General features: G+C 59.6%; 19 protein-coding genes. 12 read left to right on the forward strand and 7 right to left on the reverse strand.

Features of this window, described 5'->3' with window-relative positions; all coding sequences use genetic code 11:
• Positions 1-74: 74 nt before the first annotated feature.
• The 6 genes from ribH to ACE3SE_RS14265 all read left to right on the forward strand — a co-directional run bounded on the left by ribH (position 75) and on the right by ACE3SE_RS14265 (position 3,931).
• Complete coding sequence (ribH, locus tag ACE3SE_RS14240) at positions 75-542, forward strand: 6,7-dimethyl-8-ribityllumazine synthase (RefSeq protein WP_045844974.1); 468 nt, start codon at positions 75-77, stop codon at positions 540-542.
• A gap of 44 nt (positions 543-586) precedes the next feature.
• Entirely contained in the window at positions 587-1,033 is a 447-nt protein-coding gene (gene nusB / locus ACE3SE_RS14245; RefSeq protein ID WP_045844975.1) for a transcription antitermination factor NusB, read from the forward strand.
• Positions 1,034-1,103: 70 nt separating this feature from the next.
• Positions 1,104-2,060, forward strand: coding sequence for a thiamine-phosphate kinase (gene thiL / locus ACE3SE_RS14250; RefSeq protein WP_374556204.1), 957 nt, complete (start codon positions 1,104-1,106; stop codon positions 2,058-2,060).
• Positions 2,044-2,559, forward strand: coding sequence for a phosphatidylglycerophosphatase A family protein (locus ACE3SE_RS14255; RefSeq protein ID WP_045844977.1), 516 nt, complete (start codon positions 2,044-2,046; stop codon positions 2,557-2,559). The genes thiL and ACE3SE_RS14255 overlap by 17 nt, the downstream gene beginning before the upstream one ends.
• A 19-nt stretch (positions 2,560-2,578) precedes the next feature.
• Positions 2,579-3,463 (forward strand): KPN_02809 family neutral zinc metallopeptidase, encoded by an 885-nt coding sequence (gene ypfJ, locus ACE3SE_RS14260; RefSeq protein ID WP_374556206.1) that lies wholly within the window; start codon positions 2,579-2,581, stop codon positions 3,461-3,463.
• Between the two features lie 120 nt (positions 3,464-3,583).
• Positions 3,584-3,931 (forward strand): hypothetical protein, encoded by a 348-nt coding sequence (locus ACE3SE_RS14265; protein WP_045844979.1) that lies wholly within the window; start codon positions 3,584-3,586, stop codon positions 3,929-3,931.
• A gap of 57 nt (positions 3,932-3,988) precedes the next feature.
• On the opposite strand, the gene ACE3SE_RS14270 is transcribed toward ACE3SE_RS14265, so the two are convergent.
• Positions 3,989-5,254 (reverse strand): Hsp70 family protein, encoded by a 1,266-nt coding sequence (locus ACE3SE_RS14270; RefSeq protein ID WP_374556208.1) that lies wholly within the window; start codon positions 5,252-5,254, stop codon positions 3,989-3,991.
• Between the two features lie 61 nt (positions 5,255-5,315).
• On the reverse strand, positions 5,316-6,464 hold the full coding sequence (locus tag ACE3SE_RS14275; RefSeq protein WP_374556210.1) for a tyrosine-type recombinase/integrase: 1,149 nt from the start codon (positions 6,462-6,464) through the stop codon (positions 5,316-5,318).
• 117 nt (positions 6,465-6,581) lie between these two features.
• Between ACE3SE_RS14275 and ACE3SE_RS14280 the strand changes: the two genes are divergently transcribed.
• The 3 genes from ACE3SE_RS14280 to ACE3SE_RS14290 all read left to right on the forward strand — a co-directional run bounded on the left by ACE3SE_RS14280 (position 6,582) and on the right by ACE3SE_RS14290 (position 10,118).
• Positions 6,582-7,535, forward strand: a complete 954-nt coding sequence (locus tag ACE3SE_RS14280) for a 2-hydroxyacid dehydrogenase (protein WP_374556282.1) — start codon at positions 6,582-6,584, stop codon at positions 7,533-7,535.
• 93 nt (positions 7,536-7,628) lie between these two features.
• Positions 7,629-8,768 carry a response regulator gene (locus ACE3SE_RS14285; protein WP_374556212.1) on the forward strand — a complete coding sequence of 380 codons (1,140 nt, stop codon included), beginning with the start codon at positions 7,629-7,631 and terminating at the stop codon, positions 8,766-8,768.
• Between the two features lie 294 nt (positions 8,769-9,062).
• Positions 9,063-10,118, forward strand: a complete 1,056-nt coding sequence (locus ACE3SE_RS14290) for a DNA-binding protein (RefSeq protein WP_374556214.1) — start codon at positions 9,063-9,065, stop codon at positions 10,116-10,118.
• 71 nt (positions 10,119-10,189) lie between these two features.
• Here ACE3SE_RS14290 and ACE3SE_RS14295 read toward each other — a convergent pair whose 3' ends face one another.
• From ACE3SE_RS14295 to ACE3SE_RS14315, 5 genes are all read right to left on the reverse strand, one after another.
• On the reverse strand, positions 10,190-10,672 hold the full coding sequence (locus ACE3SE_RS14295) for a GAF domain-containing protein (RefSeq protein ID WP_374556216.1): 483 nt from the start codon (positions 10,670-10,672) through the stop codon (positions 10,190-10,192).
• Between the two features lie 113 nt (positions 10,673-10,785).
• Positions 10,786-11,526: an acetoacetyl-CoA reductase gene (gene phbB, locus ACE3SE_RS14300; protein ID WP_045844985.1), complete on the reverse strand. Its 741-nt coding sequence runs from the start codon at positions 11,524-11,526 to the stop codon at positions 10,786-10,788.
• A 117-nt stretch (positions 11,527-11,643) separates the two neighbouring features.
• The gene (rsgA, locus tag ACE3SE_RS14305; RefSeq protein ID WP_374556218.1) at positions 11,644-12,528 is read right to left on the reverse strand and encodes a ribosome small subunit-dependent GTPase A; all 885 of its coding nucleotides are present in this window, start codon (positions 12,526-12,528) and stop codon (positions 11,644-11,646) included.
• Entirely contained in the window at positions 12,525-12,851 is a 327-nt protein-coding gene (locus ACE3SE_RS14310; RefSeq protein ID WP_052693713.1) for a 4a-hydroxytetrahydrobiopterin dehydratase, read from the reverse strand. The genes rsgA and ACE3SE_RS14310 overlap by 4 nt, the downstream gene beginning before the upstream one ends.
• Positions 12,848-14,095, reverse strand: a complete 1,248-nt coding sequence (locus tag ACE3SE_RS14315; protein WP_374556221.1) for a M48 family metallopeptidase — start codon at positions 14,093-14,095, stop codon at positions 12,848-12,850. Before ACE3SE_RS14315 ends, ACE3SE_RS14310 begins: the two co-directional genes overlap by 4 nt.
• Before the next feature lie 72 nt (positions 14,096-14,167).
• Here ACE3SE_RS14315 and orn point away from each other — a divergent pair, with 72 nt between their 5' ends.
• From orn to ACE3SE_RS14330, 3 genes are all read left to right on the forward strand, one after another.
• Positions 14,168-14,713 (forward strand): oligoribonuclease, encoded by a 546-nt coding sequence (gene orn, locus ACE3SE_RS14320; RefSeq protein ID WP_062788904.1) that lies wholly within the window; start codon positions 14,168-14,170, stop codon positions 14,711-14,713.
• 140 nt (positions 14,714-14,853) lie between these two features.
• Positions 14,854-16,506: a glucose-6-phosphate isomerase gene (gene pgi / locus ACE3SE_RS14325; RefSeq protein WP_374556223.1), complete on the forward strand. Its 1,653-nt coding sequence runs from the start codon at positions 14,854-14,856 to the stop codon at positions 16,504-16,506.
• The gene (locus ACE3SE_RS14330; protein WP_374556225.1) at positions 16,499-17,002 is read left to right on the forward strand and encodes a CinA family protein; all 504 of its coding nucleotides are present in this window, start codon (positions 16,499-16,501) and stop codon (positions 17,000-17,002) included. Before pgi ends, ACE3SE_RS14330 begins: the two co-directional genes overlap by 8 nt.
• The last annotated feature ends 153 nt before the right edge of the window (positions 17,003-17,155 follow it).

The raw sequence follows: 17,155 nt of genomic DNA on the forward strand, positions 1-17,155 counted from the left end.
CCTGATGGCGCCGCTAGCCCGGCTGTCAGGGGCTTATCTGATTGCCTTATCTGATTTTTGCCGTGAGGACTCACATGCTTGAAGCTATCCAGCGCATTGCCCCCGATTTCAACGGTCAAGGCCTCAAGGTCGGTATCGTTCAGGCCCGCTTTACCGAAGAGGTTTGCCATGGCTTGCGTGATGCTTGCCTGGCCGAGCTGAAAACGCTGGGTGTGGCCGCCGCCGATGTAACCCTGGCCACCGTGCCGGGTGCTCTGGAAGTGCCGCTGGTGCTGCAAACCATGGCCAAGAGTGGCAAGTTCGACGCGCTGGTGGCGCTGGGTGCCATCATTCGTGGCGAAACCTACCACTTCGAGCTGGTTTCCAATGAATCCGGTGCTGGTGTGACCCGTGTCGGTCTGGACTTCGACATCCCCATCGCCAATGCCATCCTCACTACCGAGAATGACGAGCAGGCTGAAGTACGCATGCTGGAAAAAGGCCGCGACGCAGCCCGCGTTGCGGTGGAAATGGCCAATCTGCACAAAACGCTGCGCGGCTGACCCTTGCGGGCTTGCCGCTCACTTGCTCTTTTTAGGAAACCGATATGAAAACCGCCCGTCGCCGTGCCCGCGAATTTGCCGTTCAGGGCATTTATGAATGGGAATTGAATCCGGATCGTCCGGCTTCGCTGATTGAAAAGCACCTGCGCGAAAACGAATACTTCGCCAAGGCGGATGAAACCCTGTTCCGCGCAGTGCTGTACGGTGTACTGAAGGATGTGCCGCTGCTGTCCGGCCAGATCCGCCCGTACTACGAACGCAACGAAGAAGAAGTCAGCCCGGTGGAACGTGCCGTGCTGCTGATGGCTGCGCTGGAACTGACCCAGCATCCGGAAACGCCGTACCCGGTCATCATCAACGAAGCCATTGAAATCACCAAAACCTTTGGTGGCACTGACGGCCACAAATTCGTCAATGGCGTGCTGGACAAGCTGGCTGCTGATGTACGTGCTGACGAGGTTGCCTCGCAGCGTTCGCGTCGTCAGGGCTGATGACGCTGATGTCTGATGCTGACACCCGCTACGGCGGGTGTTTTTGCATCCAGACCCGGAATCTATCTACATGAACGAATTCGACCTGATTCGCCAGTACTTCACCCGCCCGGCCCCCTCCGCAGTGCTGGGTGTTGGCGATGATGCCGCCATCCTGCGCCCGACGCCGGGCCAGGACCTGCATGTTTCTGTCGACATGCTGGTGGAAGGACGGCATTTCTTTGCTGATGTCAGCCCGCAGGCGCTGGGGCACAAAGCCTTGGCAGTGAATCTGTCAGATATGGCTGCCATGGGTGCGAAGCCGCGCTGGGCTTTCCTGTCGCTGGCCTTGCCGCAGCTGGATGAAGCCTGGGCGCGTGATTTCAGCCGCGGGCTGTTTGCGCTGGCCGGGCAATATGGCGTGGATCTGGCCGGTGGCGACACCACGCGCGGGCCGCTGACACTGTCCGTCACCATCATGGGTGAAACACCGCAAGGCCAGGCCTTGCGGCGCGATGCTGCGCAAGTGGGCGATGATGTGTGGGTGAGTGGTGAGCTGGGCCTGGGTGCCATCGCCGTTGCCGTGCGTAATGGGCTGCTGGCAGACGCTGGCTTGAGTGAGGATGTACTGGCGGCTTGCCAGTGCAAGCTGGATTTTCCGGTGCCGCGGCTGGAGCTGGGGCAGGCCCTGCTTGGCGTGGCGCATGCGGCAGCTGATGTGTCTGACGGGCTATTGGCCGATCTGGGGCATATCCTGACTGCTTCTGGTGTGGCGGCGGAAATCCGGGCCGACAGCCTGCCATCCTTGCCGCAGCTGGAGGCCGAGCGCGCGCGCTGGCTGGACTATCTGGCAGCCGGTGGTGATGATTACGAGCTGTGCTTTACCGCGCCGCAGGCTGCGCGTGAGGCAGTGGAAGCCGCAGGCAAGGCGGCAGGTTGCCGGGTGACGCGTATCGGCCATATCGTGGCTGGCAGCGGTGTGCGCCTGCTGGATGGGCAGGGCGTAGCGATGACATTGAAAAAGGCGGGTTATGACCACTTCGCATAAGCAGGCTCCGGCCTTCCGCCCGGACTGGGCGTTTTTGATGCGCCATCCGGCGCATTTGTTGGCTTTTGGCTTTGGCAGCGGTCTGGCCCGCAAGGCACCGGGCACCTGGGGTACGCTGGTGGCCTATCCGCTGTTTTTCCTGTTGCTGGCACTGGGTGCGGGGCCGCTGCTGATCAGTCTGCTGTGCCTGCCGCTGTTTGTGCTGGGGGTGTGGGCCTGCCAGAAAACCGGCGATGCGCTGGGTGTGCACGATTACGGCGGCATTGTGTGGGACGAGGTGGTGGCCATGCTGTTGGTGCTGGCCTGGGCACCGGCTGCTTGGGCAGGCTGGCTGCTGGCCTTTGCGCTGTTCCGTCTGTTTGATATTGTAAAACCCTGGCCGATAGGCTGGTTCGACCGGCGCGTGCATGGTGGTTTCGGTGTGATGCTGGACGACATCATTGCTGCCGGTTTCGCCCTGGTGGTGCAGGCGCTGCTGGCAAGCTGGCTGCCGGTCTGATTTTTGCAAGGAGAGCTTCATGCGTTGGGATGGCAATCGCGAAAGTGACAATGTCGAGGACAGGCGCGACGAAGAAAGCGGCTCCTCTGGCGGCTTCAGTCTTGGTGGCGGCAGCATAGGGCTGGGCACGGTGGCCATTGGTCTGGTGGCCTGGCTGGTGTTTGGTGCCAACCCCTTGCAGGTGATTTCCGCCCTGAGTGGCGGCGGCCATCAGCAGGTGCAGACCCAGCCGCATCAGCCCAAAGTGCATTCGGCGGAAGAGGAACGCGAGGCCAAGCTGGTGCGGGTGGTACTGGCTGATACCGAAGACGTCTGGGGGCAGATTTTCCAGCAGCGTGGTGGCAGTTACGAGCGGCCCAGGCTGGTGATGTTCAGCAACAGCACGCCCACCGCTTGTGGGCGCGGTGAGTCAGCCATGGGGCCGTTTTACTGCCCGGCCGATCGCAAGGTGTATATCGACCTGGCGTTCTATCGCACGCTGAACCAGCAGCTGGGTGCGCCCGGTGAGTTTGCCGAGGCTTATGTGATTGCCCATGAAGTGGGTCACCACGTGCAAAACCTGCTGGGCATTTCCGGCAAGGTGGATGCAGCGCGGCGTGGTGCTTCCGAGCGCAAGTCCAATGCGCTGTCGGTACGGCTGGAGTTGCAGGCCGATTGCTTTGCCGGGGTGTGGGGTAGTCATGCCGACAAGGCGCGCCACATTCTGGAGGCGGGCGATCTGGAAACTGCGCTCAATGCGGCGTCGAAAATCGGTGACGATACCCTGCAGCGTTCTACGGGCCATGCGGTGGTGCCGGACAGCTTTACCCATGGCAGCAGCGAGCAGCGCGTGCGCTGGTTCAAGCGTGGCTTTGACAGTGGTGATATCGCGCAGTGCGACACCTTTGCGGCCAATCCCTTGTAAGTATTGGTCTGTGGCTTATGCGATGCGCTTAATTGCACGTGCCGCAGGCCGGTCTGCCCCATCTGCTGCGGCTTTGTGGTATTCTTGCGCCCCTCTTGATTGTGACCCGTCACCCATCCAATGAAAGATCCCTGCGATCACTACACTTTTGACCTGATCGGCGGTGTGCAGAAAAAACCTGGACGCAAGCCTCTGGGTGAGCGTGCCATGACGGTGGCCGAGCGCAAGCGCCGCAGCCGCGAGCAGCGCCGTAACCGCCTGCAAGAGCTGTCGGTGACAGTGGAGCTGAGTCGCGATGCGCAGAAGTCGTTGGACAAGATGATCGAGTGGTGGGGGGTGAGCAAGAAAGAAGCGATCAACCGTGCCTTGCAGATTGCCTGCCAGTCGCAAACCGGTCGCACCGGCATGCTGTTTGGTTTTGAACTGCCGCCGGGTGGAAAAAAAGCCTCACGCAAACGGCAAGGCTGATACGGTTCGGGATAGTAAAAAAGGCTGCTCCAGTGGGGCAGCCTTTTTGTTTGGGCGTCAGCCGTAACGTTTTCTGGCTTCGATGGCAAGACCACTGCCGATGCTGCCAAACAGATTGCCTTCCACATGGCGGGCATTGGGCAGCTGGTCCTGCACGCACTGGCGCAGCGCCGGTACGCCGCTGGAGCCGCCGGTAAAAAACACGGTATCGATCTGGCTGGCCTGGATATCGGCATCCTGCAGTAGCTTGTCGATGGTCTTGCCGATTTGTCCCAGCATGCTGGCAATGCTGCTATTGAAGTGTTCGCGCAGCAGTTCGGCATACAGGCCGTCTTCGATCAGTTCCAGGTCAAGGCGGTGACTGTCGTTGCCGGAAAGGGCAATCTTGGCTTCTTCCACCTGCATGGCCAGCCAGTGGCCGGCACGTTCCTGGATCAGCTTGAACAGGCGGTCGAAGGCGCGCGGGTCTTCCACGTCGCGATGAATATCCTGCAAATCCATCCACGCCTTGCGGGTGTAGGCAAAGTTGATGGTGTGCCAGGTCGCCAGATTGAAGTATTGCGCCGAGGGCATTTCGGCATTGTTGCGCAGACGGCTCTTGAAACCGAACAGCGGCATCACGCCGTGCAGGCTCAGTTGCTTGTCGAAGTCCGTTCCGCCGATGTGTACGCCACCGGTGGCCAGGATGTCGGCACGGCGGTCATCCAGCAGGCGGCGCTCCGGCGACAGGCGTACCAGGGAAAAGTCCGAGGTGCCGCCACCGATATCCACGATCAGTACCAGTTCTTCGCGGGTGATGGAGGATTCGTAGTCGAATGCAGCAGCCAGTGGCTCAAACTGGAAGGAAATGTCCTTGAAGCCTACCTGGCGGGCAATCTGGGCCAGGGTTTCTTCAGCCAGAGCATCAGCTTTCGGGTTGTCGTCGACAAAGAACACCGGGCGACCCAGTACCACTTGCTCGAACGGGCGACCAGCAGCGCGGTCAGCACGTTGTTTGACTTCCTGGATGAACAGGGTAAGCAGGTGGCGGAACGGCAGCGCGCGTCCTTGCACTTCGGTCTGGCTGTCGATCAGGCTGCTGCCCAGCAGGCTCTTGAGGGAGCGCATCAGGCGGCCTTCATAGCCTTCGGTATATTCCAGCAATGCCTTGCGGCCAAACACCGAGTGGTCTTCTTCGTAGTTGAAGAAAACAACCGAGGGCAGGGTGATCTTGCCGTCTTCCAGTGCAATCAGCGTGTCTGTGCCGGGGCGCAGCCAGCCAACGGTGGAGTTTGAGGTGCCAAAGTCGATGCCGCATGCCCGCGCAGCGCTGCTTGTATTCATGATTCCATCCCGAAAAGCGAGGCGGGATGGTACGCGGAACCGGCCATTTTGGGAAGGGGCCTTAGGGTGTGTTGCTGTCCGGCGGTGTGCTGGACTCCGGATTTCCGGCAGGTTCGGTGGTGGTTTTGCGGTCCTGCATACGGTGCAGGCCGGTGGCTGCGTGGCGGGCATCGTCTTCGCTGTGCAGGTAGCGACGGGTGGTCTGGATGCTGGCGTGACGCAGATTCTGGCTCACCATCAGCAAGGGGATGCCGGCATCCAGCTGATGACTGGCGGCGGTGTGGCGCAGCCAGTGGGTGCTGGCTTGTATCAGGCGGCTGCGTACCGCTTCGTCAGCGCTTTGGCTGGCGGCGCGTTGAAATATTTCACGGCAGATCAGATAAATGGCCTTGTCGCTGATGGGCTGCAAGGTCTGGTTTTTTTCTCCGGGCAGCTTGCATGCCAGCGGTGTGTCCTCCTGATGCTCCGGCTGTGCGCTCAGTCCCAGGCTGTTTCGATAAGCGGCCATGGAAGTCATCAGTTCGTCAGAAACCGGAATGTCGGCATGGCTGCCGCCCTTGCCCTGTACGCGCCACCACCATTGCTGACGGCGCTGGCTGAAGTCGCCCATTCTGGCCTGTGCAACTTCCTGGCGTCTTGCGCCGGTCAGATAGAGCAGGGTAATCAGCCAGCGCGCACGTGCTGCCTGCTGCTGGTCGCGGCGCGATTCGCCGGGAAGTGTGTCGATGGTGTGCAGGATGGCCTGCCAGCTTTGCTGGTCGAAAAAACGCTCCACCGGCAGTGTTGCTGCCTGTTGGCGCTTGCGCACCAGTTTGAATGGGTTGCCGCGGCGGTAGCCTGCCTCGCTCAGGTAGCTGAACAGTGCGGACAAAATGGTGAGTGCCTGCCGGATGCTGCCAGGCTGCAGTGGGCCGGTGAACGGCTTCCAGTGCGGGTGCTGGCGCGGGCGTGCCGGGCCGATCCAGCGTTCCGGCGGCCATGGGGCTTGCAGAAAGCGTTGGTAGTCCAGCACGTCTTCGCGCTGCACCTGCTGCAATTGCTTGTTGCGGTCGCTCAGCCACAGCAAGAAACGTTCGGTTTCCTTGCGGTAGCTGCGCAAGGTGGCGGGCCGGTCCATGAATTCGCTGAGCCACAGCAGGACGGCCTGTTGGTCGGACTGGGCTGCGATCAGTGGCGGGCTTGCTGGGAGTGCGGGAAGGGTGTCTGGCATGTTGTGCCCGATTCTAGAAGCAGGCAGTGCTTGCGACAAGGATTTTGCATATCAGTCCGGGCCTGGCCTGCTGACCCGGTGATAGCATGAATCTTCCCTGATGGAGTGAGCAAAATGATGCAGCAAACAAATCGGCCGGTCATTTTTATTACCGTGCCTTTGGCGCCAGCCTTGATGGCACAGCTGAGTGCGCAGTTTGACTGCCTGCATGGCTGGGAATTGCAGGACGCCTTGTTGGCGGGTGAGGTGTGGCCAGCGGTGCGGGCGGTAGTTACAACCGGCGCTGCCGGGGCTGCGCGCCAGTTATTGCAGGCGCTGCCTGCTGTCGAGCTGGTAGCTTGCGTAGGTGTGGGGTTTGATGCCATTGATCTGGATTATGCGCGAGAGCATGGTATTGCCGTCACCACCACGCCGGGCGTGCTGGACCACTGTGTGGCGGATACTGCGCTGGCACTGCTGTTGGCGGTGCTGCGCAGGGTGGTTCAGGCGGATCGCTTTGTGCGTGAGGGGTGCTGGTTGCAGGGCGGTTTTCCGCTGGCAAGCAGTCTGTCGGGCAAGCGTTGCGGCATTGTCGGGCTGGGTAATATCGGGCGGGCCATTGCGCGCCGTGCTGAAGCCTTTGATATGCAAGTGAGCTACCACGGCCCCGGTCGCAAGGTGGATGTTGCTTATCCCTACTATGCCGATCTGCTTGAGATGGCTGCTGCGGTTGACGTGCTGGTTCTGGCGCTGCCGGGTGGCGCGGCTACGCACCATGTGGTGGATGGTCGGGTGCTGGATGCGTTGGGGCCGGAGGGCGTGCTGATCAATATCGCGCGAGGTTCGGTGGTGGATCAGGCTGTGCTGGTGGAGCGCCTGCTGGATGGGCGCCTGGGTGGAGCCGGGCTGGATGTGTTCGAGCAGGAGCCGCAAGTGCCCGAGGCATTGTTTGACTTGCCCAATGTGGTGCTGACGCCGCATGTGGCCAGCGCTACCGTGGAAACGCGGACGGCCATGGCCCGGTTGATGCTGGATAACCTGCTTGCCCATTTCTCGGGTCGGCCTTTGTTGACTCCCTTGCGTCTGTCATGAGTCCAATTGCAGTGACTGGCTTGTATTGTGTGCACTTGCCCAGCTATAGATCAAAGGGTGATTGCTTTACATCAAAAGGGTGCAGGGGGTCTGATGAGTGAAAAACCAACAATACTGGTGGTCGATGATGTGCTGATTACCCGGCGCTTGATGAAGGCCGGCCTGTCGCATTGCTTTGAAGTGGTGGATGCGGAAAGTGGCGAGCAGGCGCTGGAGCTGCTGCCGCAGCTGGAGCTGGCGGCAATTGTGCTGGATGTGGAAATGCAGCCCGGGATGGATGGCTTCGAGACCTGTCGTCTCGTTCGGGCGGATGAGCGCTTTGCGCATGTTCCGGTAGTGTTTGTCTCGGCGCGCGAGGCGGTTGAAGACCGTTTGAGCGGCTATGAAGCAGGTGGTGAGAACTATATCGTCAAGCCGTTCTCGGCACTGGAGCTGGAAGCAAAGTTGCGTCGCCTGATCGAGGCGAGCAGCGAGCGGCGGCGGCTGGATGGTCAGGTGCGTGACGCCAGCTCGGCGGCCATGACGGCCATGGTCAGCATGAGTGAAATGGGAGCCTTGCTGGAGGTGATCAAGCAGCTGGGTGCGGCTGGCAGCATGGCTGAGTTGGCTGATGCCCTGGTGGCTGGCTTGCGCCTGTACGGCTTGCAAGGGTGTGTGCAGTTGCGTGCCGGTGCGGGCGTTCTCAATCGCAGCAGCGATGGGGACGCCAGTCCGCTGGAGTTGTCGGTGCTGGAGCATCTGGCGGGCATGGGGCGCATGGTGCAGTTCAAGAATCGCATGATCATCAACTATCCCGAGGTTTCCTTGTTGCTGCGCGACATGCCGGTTGAAGATGAGGATAGATGCGGGCGGCTGCGGGATCATCTGACCATGCTGGTGGAGGCTGTCAATGTGCATGTGGGATCCCTGGCTGTGTTGGCTGCGGCGCGGCAGCGTGACAGGCAGGTGGTGGCTGTGGCCATGCGCATGATACAGACCCTGGGGGAGGTGGATCGGGCGCAGCGGGATAATCAGGTGGCAGGACGTATTGCGCTGGAGGATATTCGTCAGCGTATTGATGAGGCTTGTGTTTCCATGTTGTTGACCAATTCGCAGGAGGTGCTGCTGCATCGAGCGCTGGATGAGGGAATCGAGTCCATGCTGGGTTCTCAGTCAGATACTACCCAGCTGCAGGATCGCCTGTCGCAAATGGTGCAGGAGCTGCGGCAGGTGGCTGGCGTGCATGGTGAATGAGTTTGCTGGCTGTCGATGAGTCGGCTGGGTGGCAGGTGAGGAGTGAGTCCGTCATCGAGGATGAGTAGGAGTGGTAAAGAAAAGCCCGGCGCAAGTCGGGTATTTTTTTGCTCTCTTGGTGGTGGGTGTGTTTTTTAGGGTGGCACGAACGGTATATTCAGGCATTTACTTCCGATAAGTATAGTAATCGGAAAAATATTGCTATGAGTGTATAAATATAATGTAATACGTAATAAATTATGAATGTGCAATTGTGTTATATTGTCTGTATTGAACTGTTGGCGAGGTGGCAAGATGGCAGCTGATATTTATTCCCGTATCAGGCAGGTGGCGTTGGAGCTGGTGGGTGAGGGGGTGTGGCCTACCGTGGTGGAAGTGCGTGCCCGGCTAGGGACCGGTTCCAACACCACCATCAACAACACCCTGAAAGAATGGCGGCAGGATTTTTTGTCGCGCATGGCCAGCTCGTCGCGTCACCCGGATTGGCCGTCTGGCCTGGCCGAAGCGTTTGGCATGATCTGGCAGAAATCCTGCGAGGCGGCAGAGCAGCAATGGGAGGCCGTGCGGGAGGAGGCGGAGGCGGAAGTCGCGAGTGCCAGGCAGGCGCAGCAGGCCATGCAAGTGCAGTTGGAGGGGGTGGAGTCTTCCTTGCAATCCGCCTTGCGAGAAATAGCGCTGCGCACCGAGCATCAGCAGGCTCTGGAGCTAAAGCTGCAGACCTTGACGCAGCAATATGCACAGCTTGAGTCGCGCTGTCAGGGGCTGGAGCAGCAACTGGTACAGGAGCGAGCCGCTGTCCAGCAGGCGAGGCAGGATAGCGATGCGCGCCAGGCTGAAACAGAAGCCCGCCATGAATTGCGCTTGCAGGAAGCAAGGCAGGAGGCGGAGCGGCGTGAGTCGCTGGCGTATGAGCGGCTGGAAGGTTTGCGCTTGCGCCTGTACGAACAGGTGGAGGAAGAACGGGTCACCATGAAGCAGGCGACTGCCTTGCTGAATGAGGAAATGCAGGCCTTGCGCCAGCAAGCGGCACAGGCGGAGCAGCAATGGCGTGAACGGCTGGCAGACCGGGAGCGTGAAGCTGGCAAGCAGCAGGCGCGGCTGGAAATGCTGGAGCAGCGAAATCTGGAGCTGCAAGAAGCAACAGAGCGTCAGCAGGCCATCAATGAGCAAGGCAATGCGCGCTTATTGGCCATGGCCGGTGAGAACGCAAGGCTGGCTGCCGAGCTGTCAGCCGGTGTGGCGCGGCAGGTGACCCGGCTGGCGCAAGCCATGCAAGAGGCGGGGGCTGGGTTGCTGGAGCTGGATGAGGCTGGCAAAGAGGCCTGGCTCAGTCAGCAGCTATCACCTTGATGAGTCGCCCGCTGTAAGAAAAACGGATGCCACGGCATCCGTTTTTTTGATGGTCACCACTCGGAATGCATTCAGAACAAATGTTGCACTGCCTGGCAGATCTGTTCCAGATAGCGGGCGTCGGTGGAGTCAAACTGGTCGAGACTGCTGGAGTCAACGTCCAGTACAGCCACCACTTCACCCCGGCTGTTGTGTACCGGCACCACGATTTCCGAGCGGGCACTGGATGAGCAGGCGATATGGCCGGGGAATGCATCCACGTCCGGCACCACCAGGGTGCGGTTCTGCGCCCAGGCGCTACCACATACGCCTTTGCCGTGGGCAATGCGGGTGCAGGCGATCGGCCCCTGGAATGGTCCCAATACCAGTTGCTGGTTTTTTACCAGATAAAAGCCGGTCCACAGCCAGTCGAATGTGCTGTGCAGGGCGGCGGTCAGGTTGGCCAGCGCGGCAATCTGGTCGTCTTCGTATTGCACCAGGGCTTGTGCTTGCGGCAGCAGTGTCTGGTACTTTTCTTCCTTGGTTTCGCCCTGAATGGTCAAATGTTCAGCCATGTTGTGCTCGGTTGTATTGCAAGGTCGACAGCATAGCAGAATGTTTCTGCCAGAATTGCCAATAAAAAACCCGGCTTGGAGCCGGGTTTTGTGTCAAGCCTTTCTGTGGCTTGTTACATCATGTGCTGACCACCGTTGATGGCCAGGTTGGCACCGGTCATGAAGCCGGATACATCGGATGCCAGGTAGTTGATCAGCCCGGCAATTTCTTCCGGCTTGCCCAGGCGACCTACCGGAATGTTGGCGATGATCTTGTTGCGCACTTCCTCCGGCACAGCCATTACCATGTCGGTCGCGATATAGCCCGGGGAGATTGTGTTGACGGTTACGCCCTTGCGTGCAACTTCCTGTGCCAGCGCCATGGTAAAGCCGTGCATGCCGGCCTTGGCCGCGGAGTAGTTGGTCTGGCCGAACTGACCTTTCTGCCCGTTAATGGAAGAAATATTGATGATACGACCAAAGCCACGCTCCACCATGCCATCCAGTACCGGCTTCACCATATTGAACAGCGAATCCAGATTGGTCTTGATGACGGCGTCCCAGTCATCCTTGGTTTGCTTCTTGAACGTGCCATCGCGGGTGATGCCGGCATTGTTCACCAGTACATCCACGGCACCCACTTCAGCCTGTGCCTTGGCCAGCATGGCGGCGCAGGCTGCGGTGTCGGTGACATCACACTGATAGGCATGGATGTCGTCAAAACCCATGCCCTTCATGTCGGCCAGCCAGGCCTGTTCCTTGCCCGGCTTGCTGTAGGTGGTGATGACGGTGTGGCCGGATTCGGCCAGAGCCTTGCAGATGGCGGTTCCAATTCCGCCCATGCCTCCGGTTACGAGTGCGATGCGTTTTGTCATGATGCTGGCTCCTTGTCTTTGTCGGGGTAAAAGTCGCTGATCTCAGTCTGATGTAATTTTTCTTACCAGAATATGAGTCCTACAAAGAATTGTAAACAGCTTGGATGACAAAACGTTTTATGCCAATTGATTTAACAATTCATTACTCAAACGTTGGAGTAAATCCAGTCTTTGTTGCGCGATCAAGCCATCTGCGGCGGCTTGCTTGACGGCGCAGTCCGGCTCTTTGCGGTGCGTGCAGTTATGAAATCGGCATTGGCCGATCAGCGGGCGCATCTCCGGGAAGTAGTGCAGCAGGTCGCTGGCCTGCAAATGCTTGAGGCCGAATTCCTGCAAGCCGGGGGAGTCGATCAGGTCGCTGCCGGCAGACAGATCGTGCAGGTGATAGAGCGTGGCATGGGTGGTGGTGTGACGGCCGGAATCCAGTGCCTCGGAAATATCACCGATGCGTGCGTTGGCCTCGGGTAGCAGTGCATTGGTGAGCGTGGACTTGCCCATGCCGGACTGACCGACAAACACGCAGGTTTCGCCATCCAGCAGCGGCAGCAGGGGAGTCATGTCCTGCTTGGCTGACAGGGTGATCATCTTGTAGCCAAGCTTGGCGTAGGGCTGCAGTTTTTCCACCAGTGCAGGTGTCTCGGGCAGGTCAGCCTTGTTGATCAGGATGACCGGGTCGATGTCGGCTGCTTCGGCGGCAATCAGGCAGCGGTTGAGCAGTTCTTCACTGGGGCTGGGGACGGCGGCAATCACGAACAGGATGCGGCTGACGTTTGCCGCAATGACCTTGGTTTTCCATTCGTCCTGCCGGTACAGCAGGCTGCTGCGTGGCAGGCTTTCTTCAATGACTGCCTGTTCCTTGTTCTGGATGAGGATTTCCACGCGGTCGCCACAGGCAAAGTCCACGCGCTTGCCGCGGGTGGAGCAGCCATAAGTCTGGCCCTCTGCCTCAACGATGAAACGCCGACCGTGGCTGCGGATGATCTGTCCGATGGCTGCTCTCATGCGCGTCCTTGCAGTGCTTCGGTTTTGGCCGCGCAAATGAAGTCATTCAGGGTCAGGCCGCCGGCATCGTGCGTGCTGAAGCACACCACCACGCGGTTGTAGTGCACCGACAGGTCGGGGTGGTGATCTTCCTGATGGGCAATCCAGGCCAGGGCATTCACAAAGGCCATGGTCTGGTAGTAGTCGGCAAAACGGAAGGTCTTGCACAACTCGATACCCTTGATTTCCCAGTCTGGCAGTTTGGCCAGAAACTGGCTGGTGGTGTTGGCGTCCAGCGGGCTCAGGCCGTGGGCGGTTTCGCAGTGCAGTTCGAGCAGATTCATGTGCTGGCTCCTTTCAGGTGGGCGATGCGCAGGCTCGCCGGTGGGTGGGAGTCGTAAAAGGCGGAGTGCAAAGGGTCCGGGGTCAGGGTGGACGCATTGTCACGGTAAAGTTTCACCAGGGCATCAATCAGATGCTGGGCTTCCGCCTGGCTGGCGGCAAAACTGTCTGCTTCGTATTCGTGGCGGCGCGACATCAGGCTGGACAAGGGTGTCAGCGGGAAGGTGAAGGCGGGTACAGCCATGAAGAACAGGATCAGCGCCATCGCCGTGCTGGGGGTGCTGACACCCAGTGCGGTATAGAACCAGCTGGCATCCAGCAGCTGTCCCAGAATGAAGAGGAAACTCAGCGACAGGGCAAAGGCAAAGCTGATGCGCTTGACGATGTGCTTGCGCTTGAAGTGGCCCAGTTCGTGGGCGAGCACTGCTTCAATTTCTTGCGGTGCCAGTTGTTTCAGTAGTGTGTCGAAAAACACGATGCGCTTGGCGCTGCCAAAGCCGGTGAAGTAGGCATTGCCGTGGCTGGAGCGGCGTGAGCCATCCATCACGAACACACCCTGGCTTTTAAAGCCGGTGCGGGCAAGCAAGGCCTCGATGCGTTGTTTGAGTTCAAGGTCTTCCAGCGGACTGAAGCGGTTGAACAAGGGGGCAATCAGCGTGGGGTAGAGCGCTACCATCAATAGCTGGAAGGCCGACCATACCAGCCACACCCACAACCACCACAATGGTCCGGCCTGTGCCATCAGCCACAGTACCAGCGCCAGCAAAGGCAGGCCGATGATGGCGCCGATCAGGCTGCCCTTGATCAGGTCCAGCACGAACATGCGCAAGGTCATTTTGTTGAAGCCGTAGCGGGCTTCAATGCGGAAAGTGCTATACAGCGAAATGGGCAGGCTGATGGCCGAGCTGATGATGGTGACTGCCACCACCAGCAATATGCCGCCCAGCATGGCGCTGGTATGCAGTTGCTGGATTTGCCGGCTGATCCAGTCCAGCCCGCCGCCCAGTGTCAGGCACAGGATCAGGCCGGTATCGATGACGGCCGACAACAGGCTCAGCCGGGTTTTGGCCATGCTGTAATCGGCAGCGTGCTGATGTTGTTGCAGGGTGATGCTGCCGGCAAAGTCGGCCGGTACGCTGTGGCGGTGGCGGGCGATATGGCGCAGATGGCGCAGGCCCAGCCATAGCTTGAGTGACAGGGTGACCGCCAGTGCGGCCAGAAACAGGGTGCAGAATGCCTCGGTCATGATTTACGCAGGTGGGTTTGCCGCCAGGGCGGCAATGAAGGAAAATACGCAGACACGTAAAGATTGGACAGTATGGCACAAGATCAGAACAACCTCATCTGGCTCGACATGGAAATGACCGGGCTGAATCCTGAAACCGACCGCATCATCGAAGTGGCAATGATTGCCACCGACAGCCAGCTCAACATCCTTGGCCAGTCGCCGGTATTGGTGATTCATCAGCCGGACAGCGTGCTGGACGGCATGGATGACTGGAACAAGAACACTCATGGCAAGAGCGGCCTGATTGACAAGGTCAAGGCGTCCACCCTGACTGAAGCCGAGGCCGAGGCCACTTTGCTGGCATTCATGGCTGACTATGTACCGGCCCGTACCACGCCGATGTGTGGCAACACCATTCATCAGGACCGCCGCTTCATGGTGCGCTGGATGCCGCAGCTGGAAGAGTATTTCCACTACCGCAATCTGGATGTCTCCACCCTGAAGGAGCTGTGCAAGCGCTGGAAGCCGGAAGTCGCCCGCGGTGTGGTGAAGCGCGGCAAGCACGAGGCGCTGGCGGATATCGAAGAATCCATCGAAGAACTGAAGTACTACCGCGAGCATTTCATCAAGTTGTGATGTAGTGTGCGCGCTACAAATGGTAATATGCATTCTGCAAGGGGACGCCAGTCCCCTTTTTCTTGTCAGTTCCCGCCATGCGCCCATGGCGGCCAATGCAAAACCGATTATCCATTTTTGATTGCAAGCCCTTCACGACCATGTTTGACGACAGCAAAGCCGGTATCAATCACAGCCCGATCTGGGCCAAGCTCCACCAGCATCAGCGCGCTACCCGTTTCATGCAGATGCGCGAACTCTTTCATGCAGACCCGCAACGTTTCAAGCGTTTTTCCTTGCAGCTGGATGGCTTGCTGCTGGATTACTCGAAAAACCGCATTACCGAACGGACGCTGGAGCTGCTGATTGATCTGGCTCGTGAGGCGGATCTGCCAGGCTGGATGACTCGCATGCGTGAGGGCGAACGCATCAATGTCAGCGAAAAACGTTCGGTACTGCATACCGCCTTGCGCTTGCCACAGCAGGAAAGCCTGCTGCTGGATGGCGAGGACGTGGTGCCGGCGGTGCATGAGGTGCTGCAGCGCATGCGGGTGTTTACCGACAAGGTGCGCAGTGGCCAGTGGCTGGGTTATACCGGCCAGCCCATCCGTGCGGTGGTGAATCTGGGTATTGGCGGGTCTGACCTGGGGCCGCTGGTGGTGCAGGAGGCGCTGGCTGCCTATTCCCACCCGGATCTGACCGTGCATTTCGTTTCCAATGTCGATGGCCAGCACATTGCCCGTACCCTGCAGCAACTGGACCCGGCCACCACCCTGTTCGTGATTGCGTCCAAATCCTTTACCACGCCGGAAACCCTGCTCAACGCCGAGGCGGCCAAGGCCTGGTTCTTGCGTTCGGCCAGCCAGGCGGACATTGCCCGCCATTTCGTTGCGGTGTCCACCAATGCCGCTGCGGTGTCGGCCTTCGGCATTGATACCGAGCACATGTATGGTTTCTGGGACTGGGTAGGTGGCCGTTATTCGGTATGGTCGGCTATCGGTTTGTCGGTGATGCTGTCCATAGGCTATGACAATTTCCGCGAATTCCTGGATGGCGGCTACGCTATGGATCAGCACTTCTTCGGTGCGCCGCTGGATGGCAACATTCCGGTGCTGCTGGCGCTGATCGGCATCTGGTACAACACCTTCTACCAGGCGCATACCCACGCCATCATGCCTTACGACCATGGCTTGCGCCGCTTGCCTGCCCATATCCAGCAACTGGACATGGAGTCCAATGGCAAGCGGGTGGGGCGTTTTGGCGAGCCGCTGGATTTTGACACCGGTCCGGTCATCTGGGGTGAAGAGGGTGCCAACAGCCAGCATGCCTTCTTCCAGCTCCTGCATCAGGGTACCCGCCTGGTGCCTTGCGACTTCATCGTGCCGATGAACAGCCATTACGGGCTGGAGCAGCAGCATCGCGTGCTGGTGGCCAACTGCTTTGCCCAGTCCGAAGCGCTGATGCGCGGCAAGAGCGAGGCGGAAGTGATGGCAGAGCTGCCGGACCTGCCGGGTGAAGAGCTGGACATGTTGCTGCCACAAAAACTGTTCCCCGGTAATCAGCCTTCCAATACCATTGCGCTGGAGAAGGTGACGCCCTACAACCTGGGCATGCTGATGGCCATGTATGAACACAAGGTGTTTGTGCAGGGGGTGATCTGGGGCATCAATTCGTTTGATCAATGGGGTGTGGAGTATGGCAAGCAGCTGGCGCGGCGCATTCTGCCGGAGCTGGATGCCGCCGCCGTCTCCTCGGCCGAGCACGACAGCTCCACGCTGGGGCTGATTCGCCATTTCAGGAAAACGCATGGATAAGGAACTGAGCACGCTGTCTGCCCGCCTGGGGGCGGCCTTGCTGGCGCGTGGTGAAACAATGGCTACTGCTGAATCCTGCACCGGCGGCATGATTGCTGCCGCGCTGACCGATATTGCCGGCAGCTCGGCCTGGTTTGGCTATGGCATGGTCAGCTACAGCAATCAGGCCAAGCAGGATTTGCTGGGCGTCAGCGCTGCTACGCTGGAAGCGCATGGTGCGGTCAGCGAGGCGGTAGTCCGGGAGATGGCTGCCGGTGCCCGTCAGCGTGCGGCGGCAGACTGGGCGGTGGCCGTGTCCGGCGTGGCCGGGCCGGGTGGCGGCTCGGCGGAAAAGCCGGTTGGCATGGTGTGGCTGGCGGTGGCAGGGCCGGATGGCTACTCACGCGCCTGGGTCAGCTATTTTGCCGGCGACCGTGCTGCAGTGCGACGGCAGACAGTGATTGCCGCATTGAATACCGTGCTGGAGATGCTGGCCGGGCAGCCGCTCAGTGCCTGAGTGACTGGCCAGCCATGCAAAAAGGGAGCCAATGGCTCCCTTTTCCGGCTGCTGACGAAGTGATTTGGTACGGTGGCACTGGACCCGGCAAAGCCGGGCCTTTCGGCTAAGTTATTTCTTCCGCAGCCTTCCCGTCTATTCCCTATCCCCCCG

It is taken from the genome of Aquitalea pelogenes, from assembly GCF_041914625.1.
GTDB classification, from domain to species: Bacteria; Pseudomonadota; Gammaproteobacteria; order Burkholderiales; family Chromobacteriaceae; genus Aquitalea; species Aquitalea pelogenes.

Bases quoted from the DNA above. Each gene is read 5' to 3' on its own strand.
- ribH (WP_045844974.1), top strand. From the start codon at position 75: ATGCTTGAAGCTATCCAGCGCATTGCCCCCGATTTCAACGGTCAAGGC.
- nusB (WP_045844975.1), top strand. From the start codon at position 587: ATGAAAACCGCCCGTCGCCGTGCCCGCGAATTTGCCGTTCAGGGCATT.
- thiL (WP_374556204.1), top strand. From the start codon at position 1,104: ATGAACGAATTCGACCTGATTCGCCAGTACTTCACCCGCCCGGCCCCC.
- ACE3SE_RS14255 (WP_045844977.1), top strand. From the start codon at position 2,044: ATGACCACTTCGCATAAGCAGGCTCCGGCCTTCCGCCCGGACTGGGCG.
- ypfJ (WP_374556206.1), top strand. From the start codon at position 2,579: ATGCGTTGGGATGGCAATCGCGAAAGTGACAATGTCGAGGACAGGCGC.
- ACE3SE_RS14265 (WP_045844979.1), top strand. From the start codon at position 3,584: ATGAAAGATCCCTGCGATCACTACACTTTTGACCTGATCGGCGGTGTG.
- ACE3SE_RS14270 (WP_374556208.1), bottom strand. From the start codon at position 5,254: ATGAATACAAGCAGCGCTGCGCGGGCATGCGGCATCGACTTTGGCACC.
- ACE3SE_RS14275 (WP_374556210.1), bottom strand. From the start codon at position 6,464: ATGCCAGACACCCTTCCCGCACTCCCAGCAAGCCCGCCACTGATCGCA.
- ACE3SE_RS14280 (WP_374556282.1), top strand. From the start codon at position 6,582: ATGCAGCAAACAAATCGGCCGGTCATTTTTATTACCGTGCCTTTGGCG.
- ACE3SE_RS14285 (WP_374556212.1), top strand. From the start codon at position 7,629: ATGAGTGAAAAACCAACAATACTGGTGGTCGATGATGTGCTGATTACC.
- ACE3SE_RS14290 (WP_374556214.1), top strand. From the start codon at position 9,063: ATGGCAGCTGATATTTATTCCCGTATCAGGCAGGTGGCGTTGGAGCTG.
- ACE3SE_RS14295 (WP_374556216.1), bottom strand. From the start codon at position 10,672: ATGGCTGAACATTTGACCATTCAGGGCGAAACCAAGGAAGAAAAGTAC.
- phbB (WP_045844985.1), bottom strand. From the start codon at position 11,526: ATGACAAAACGCATCGCACTCGTAACCGGAGGCATGGGCGGAATTGGA.
- rsgA (WP_374556218.1), bottom strand. From the start codon at position 12,528: ATGAGAGCAGCCATCGGACAGATCATCCGCAGCCACGGTCGGCGTTTC.
- ACE3SE_RS14310 (WP_052693713.1), bottom strand. From the start codon at position 12,851: ATGAATCTGCTCGAACTGCACTGCGAAACCGCCCACGGCCTGAGCCCG.
- ACE3SE_RS14315 (WP_374556221.1), bottom strand. From the start codon at position 14,095: ATGACCGAGGCATTCTGCACCCTGTTTCTGGCCGCACTGGCGGTCACC.
- orn (WP_062788904.1), top strand. From the start codon at position 14,168: ATGGCACAAGATCAGAACAACCTCATCTGGCTCGACATGGAAATGACC.
- pgi (WP_374556223.1), top strand. From the start codon at position 14,854: ATGTTTGACGACAGCAAAGCCGGTATCAATCACAGCCCGATCTGGGCC.
- ACE3SE_RS14330 (WP_374556225.1), top strand. From the start codon at position 16,499: ATGGATAAGGAACTGAGCACGCTGTCTGCCCGCCTGGGGGCGGCCTTG.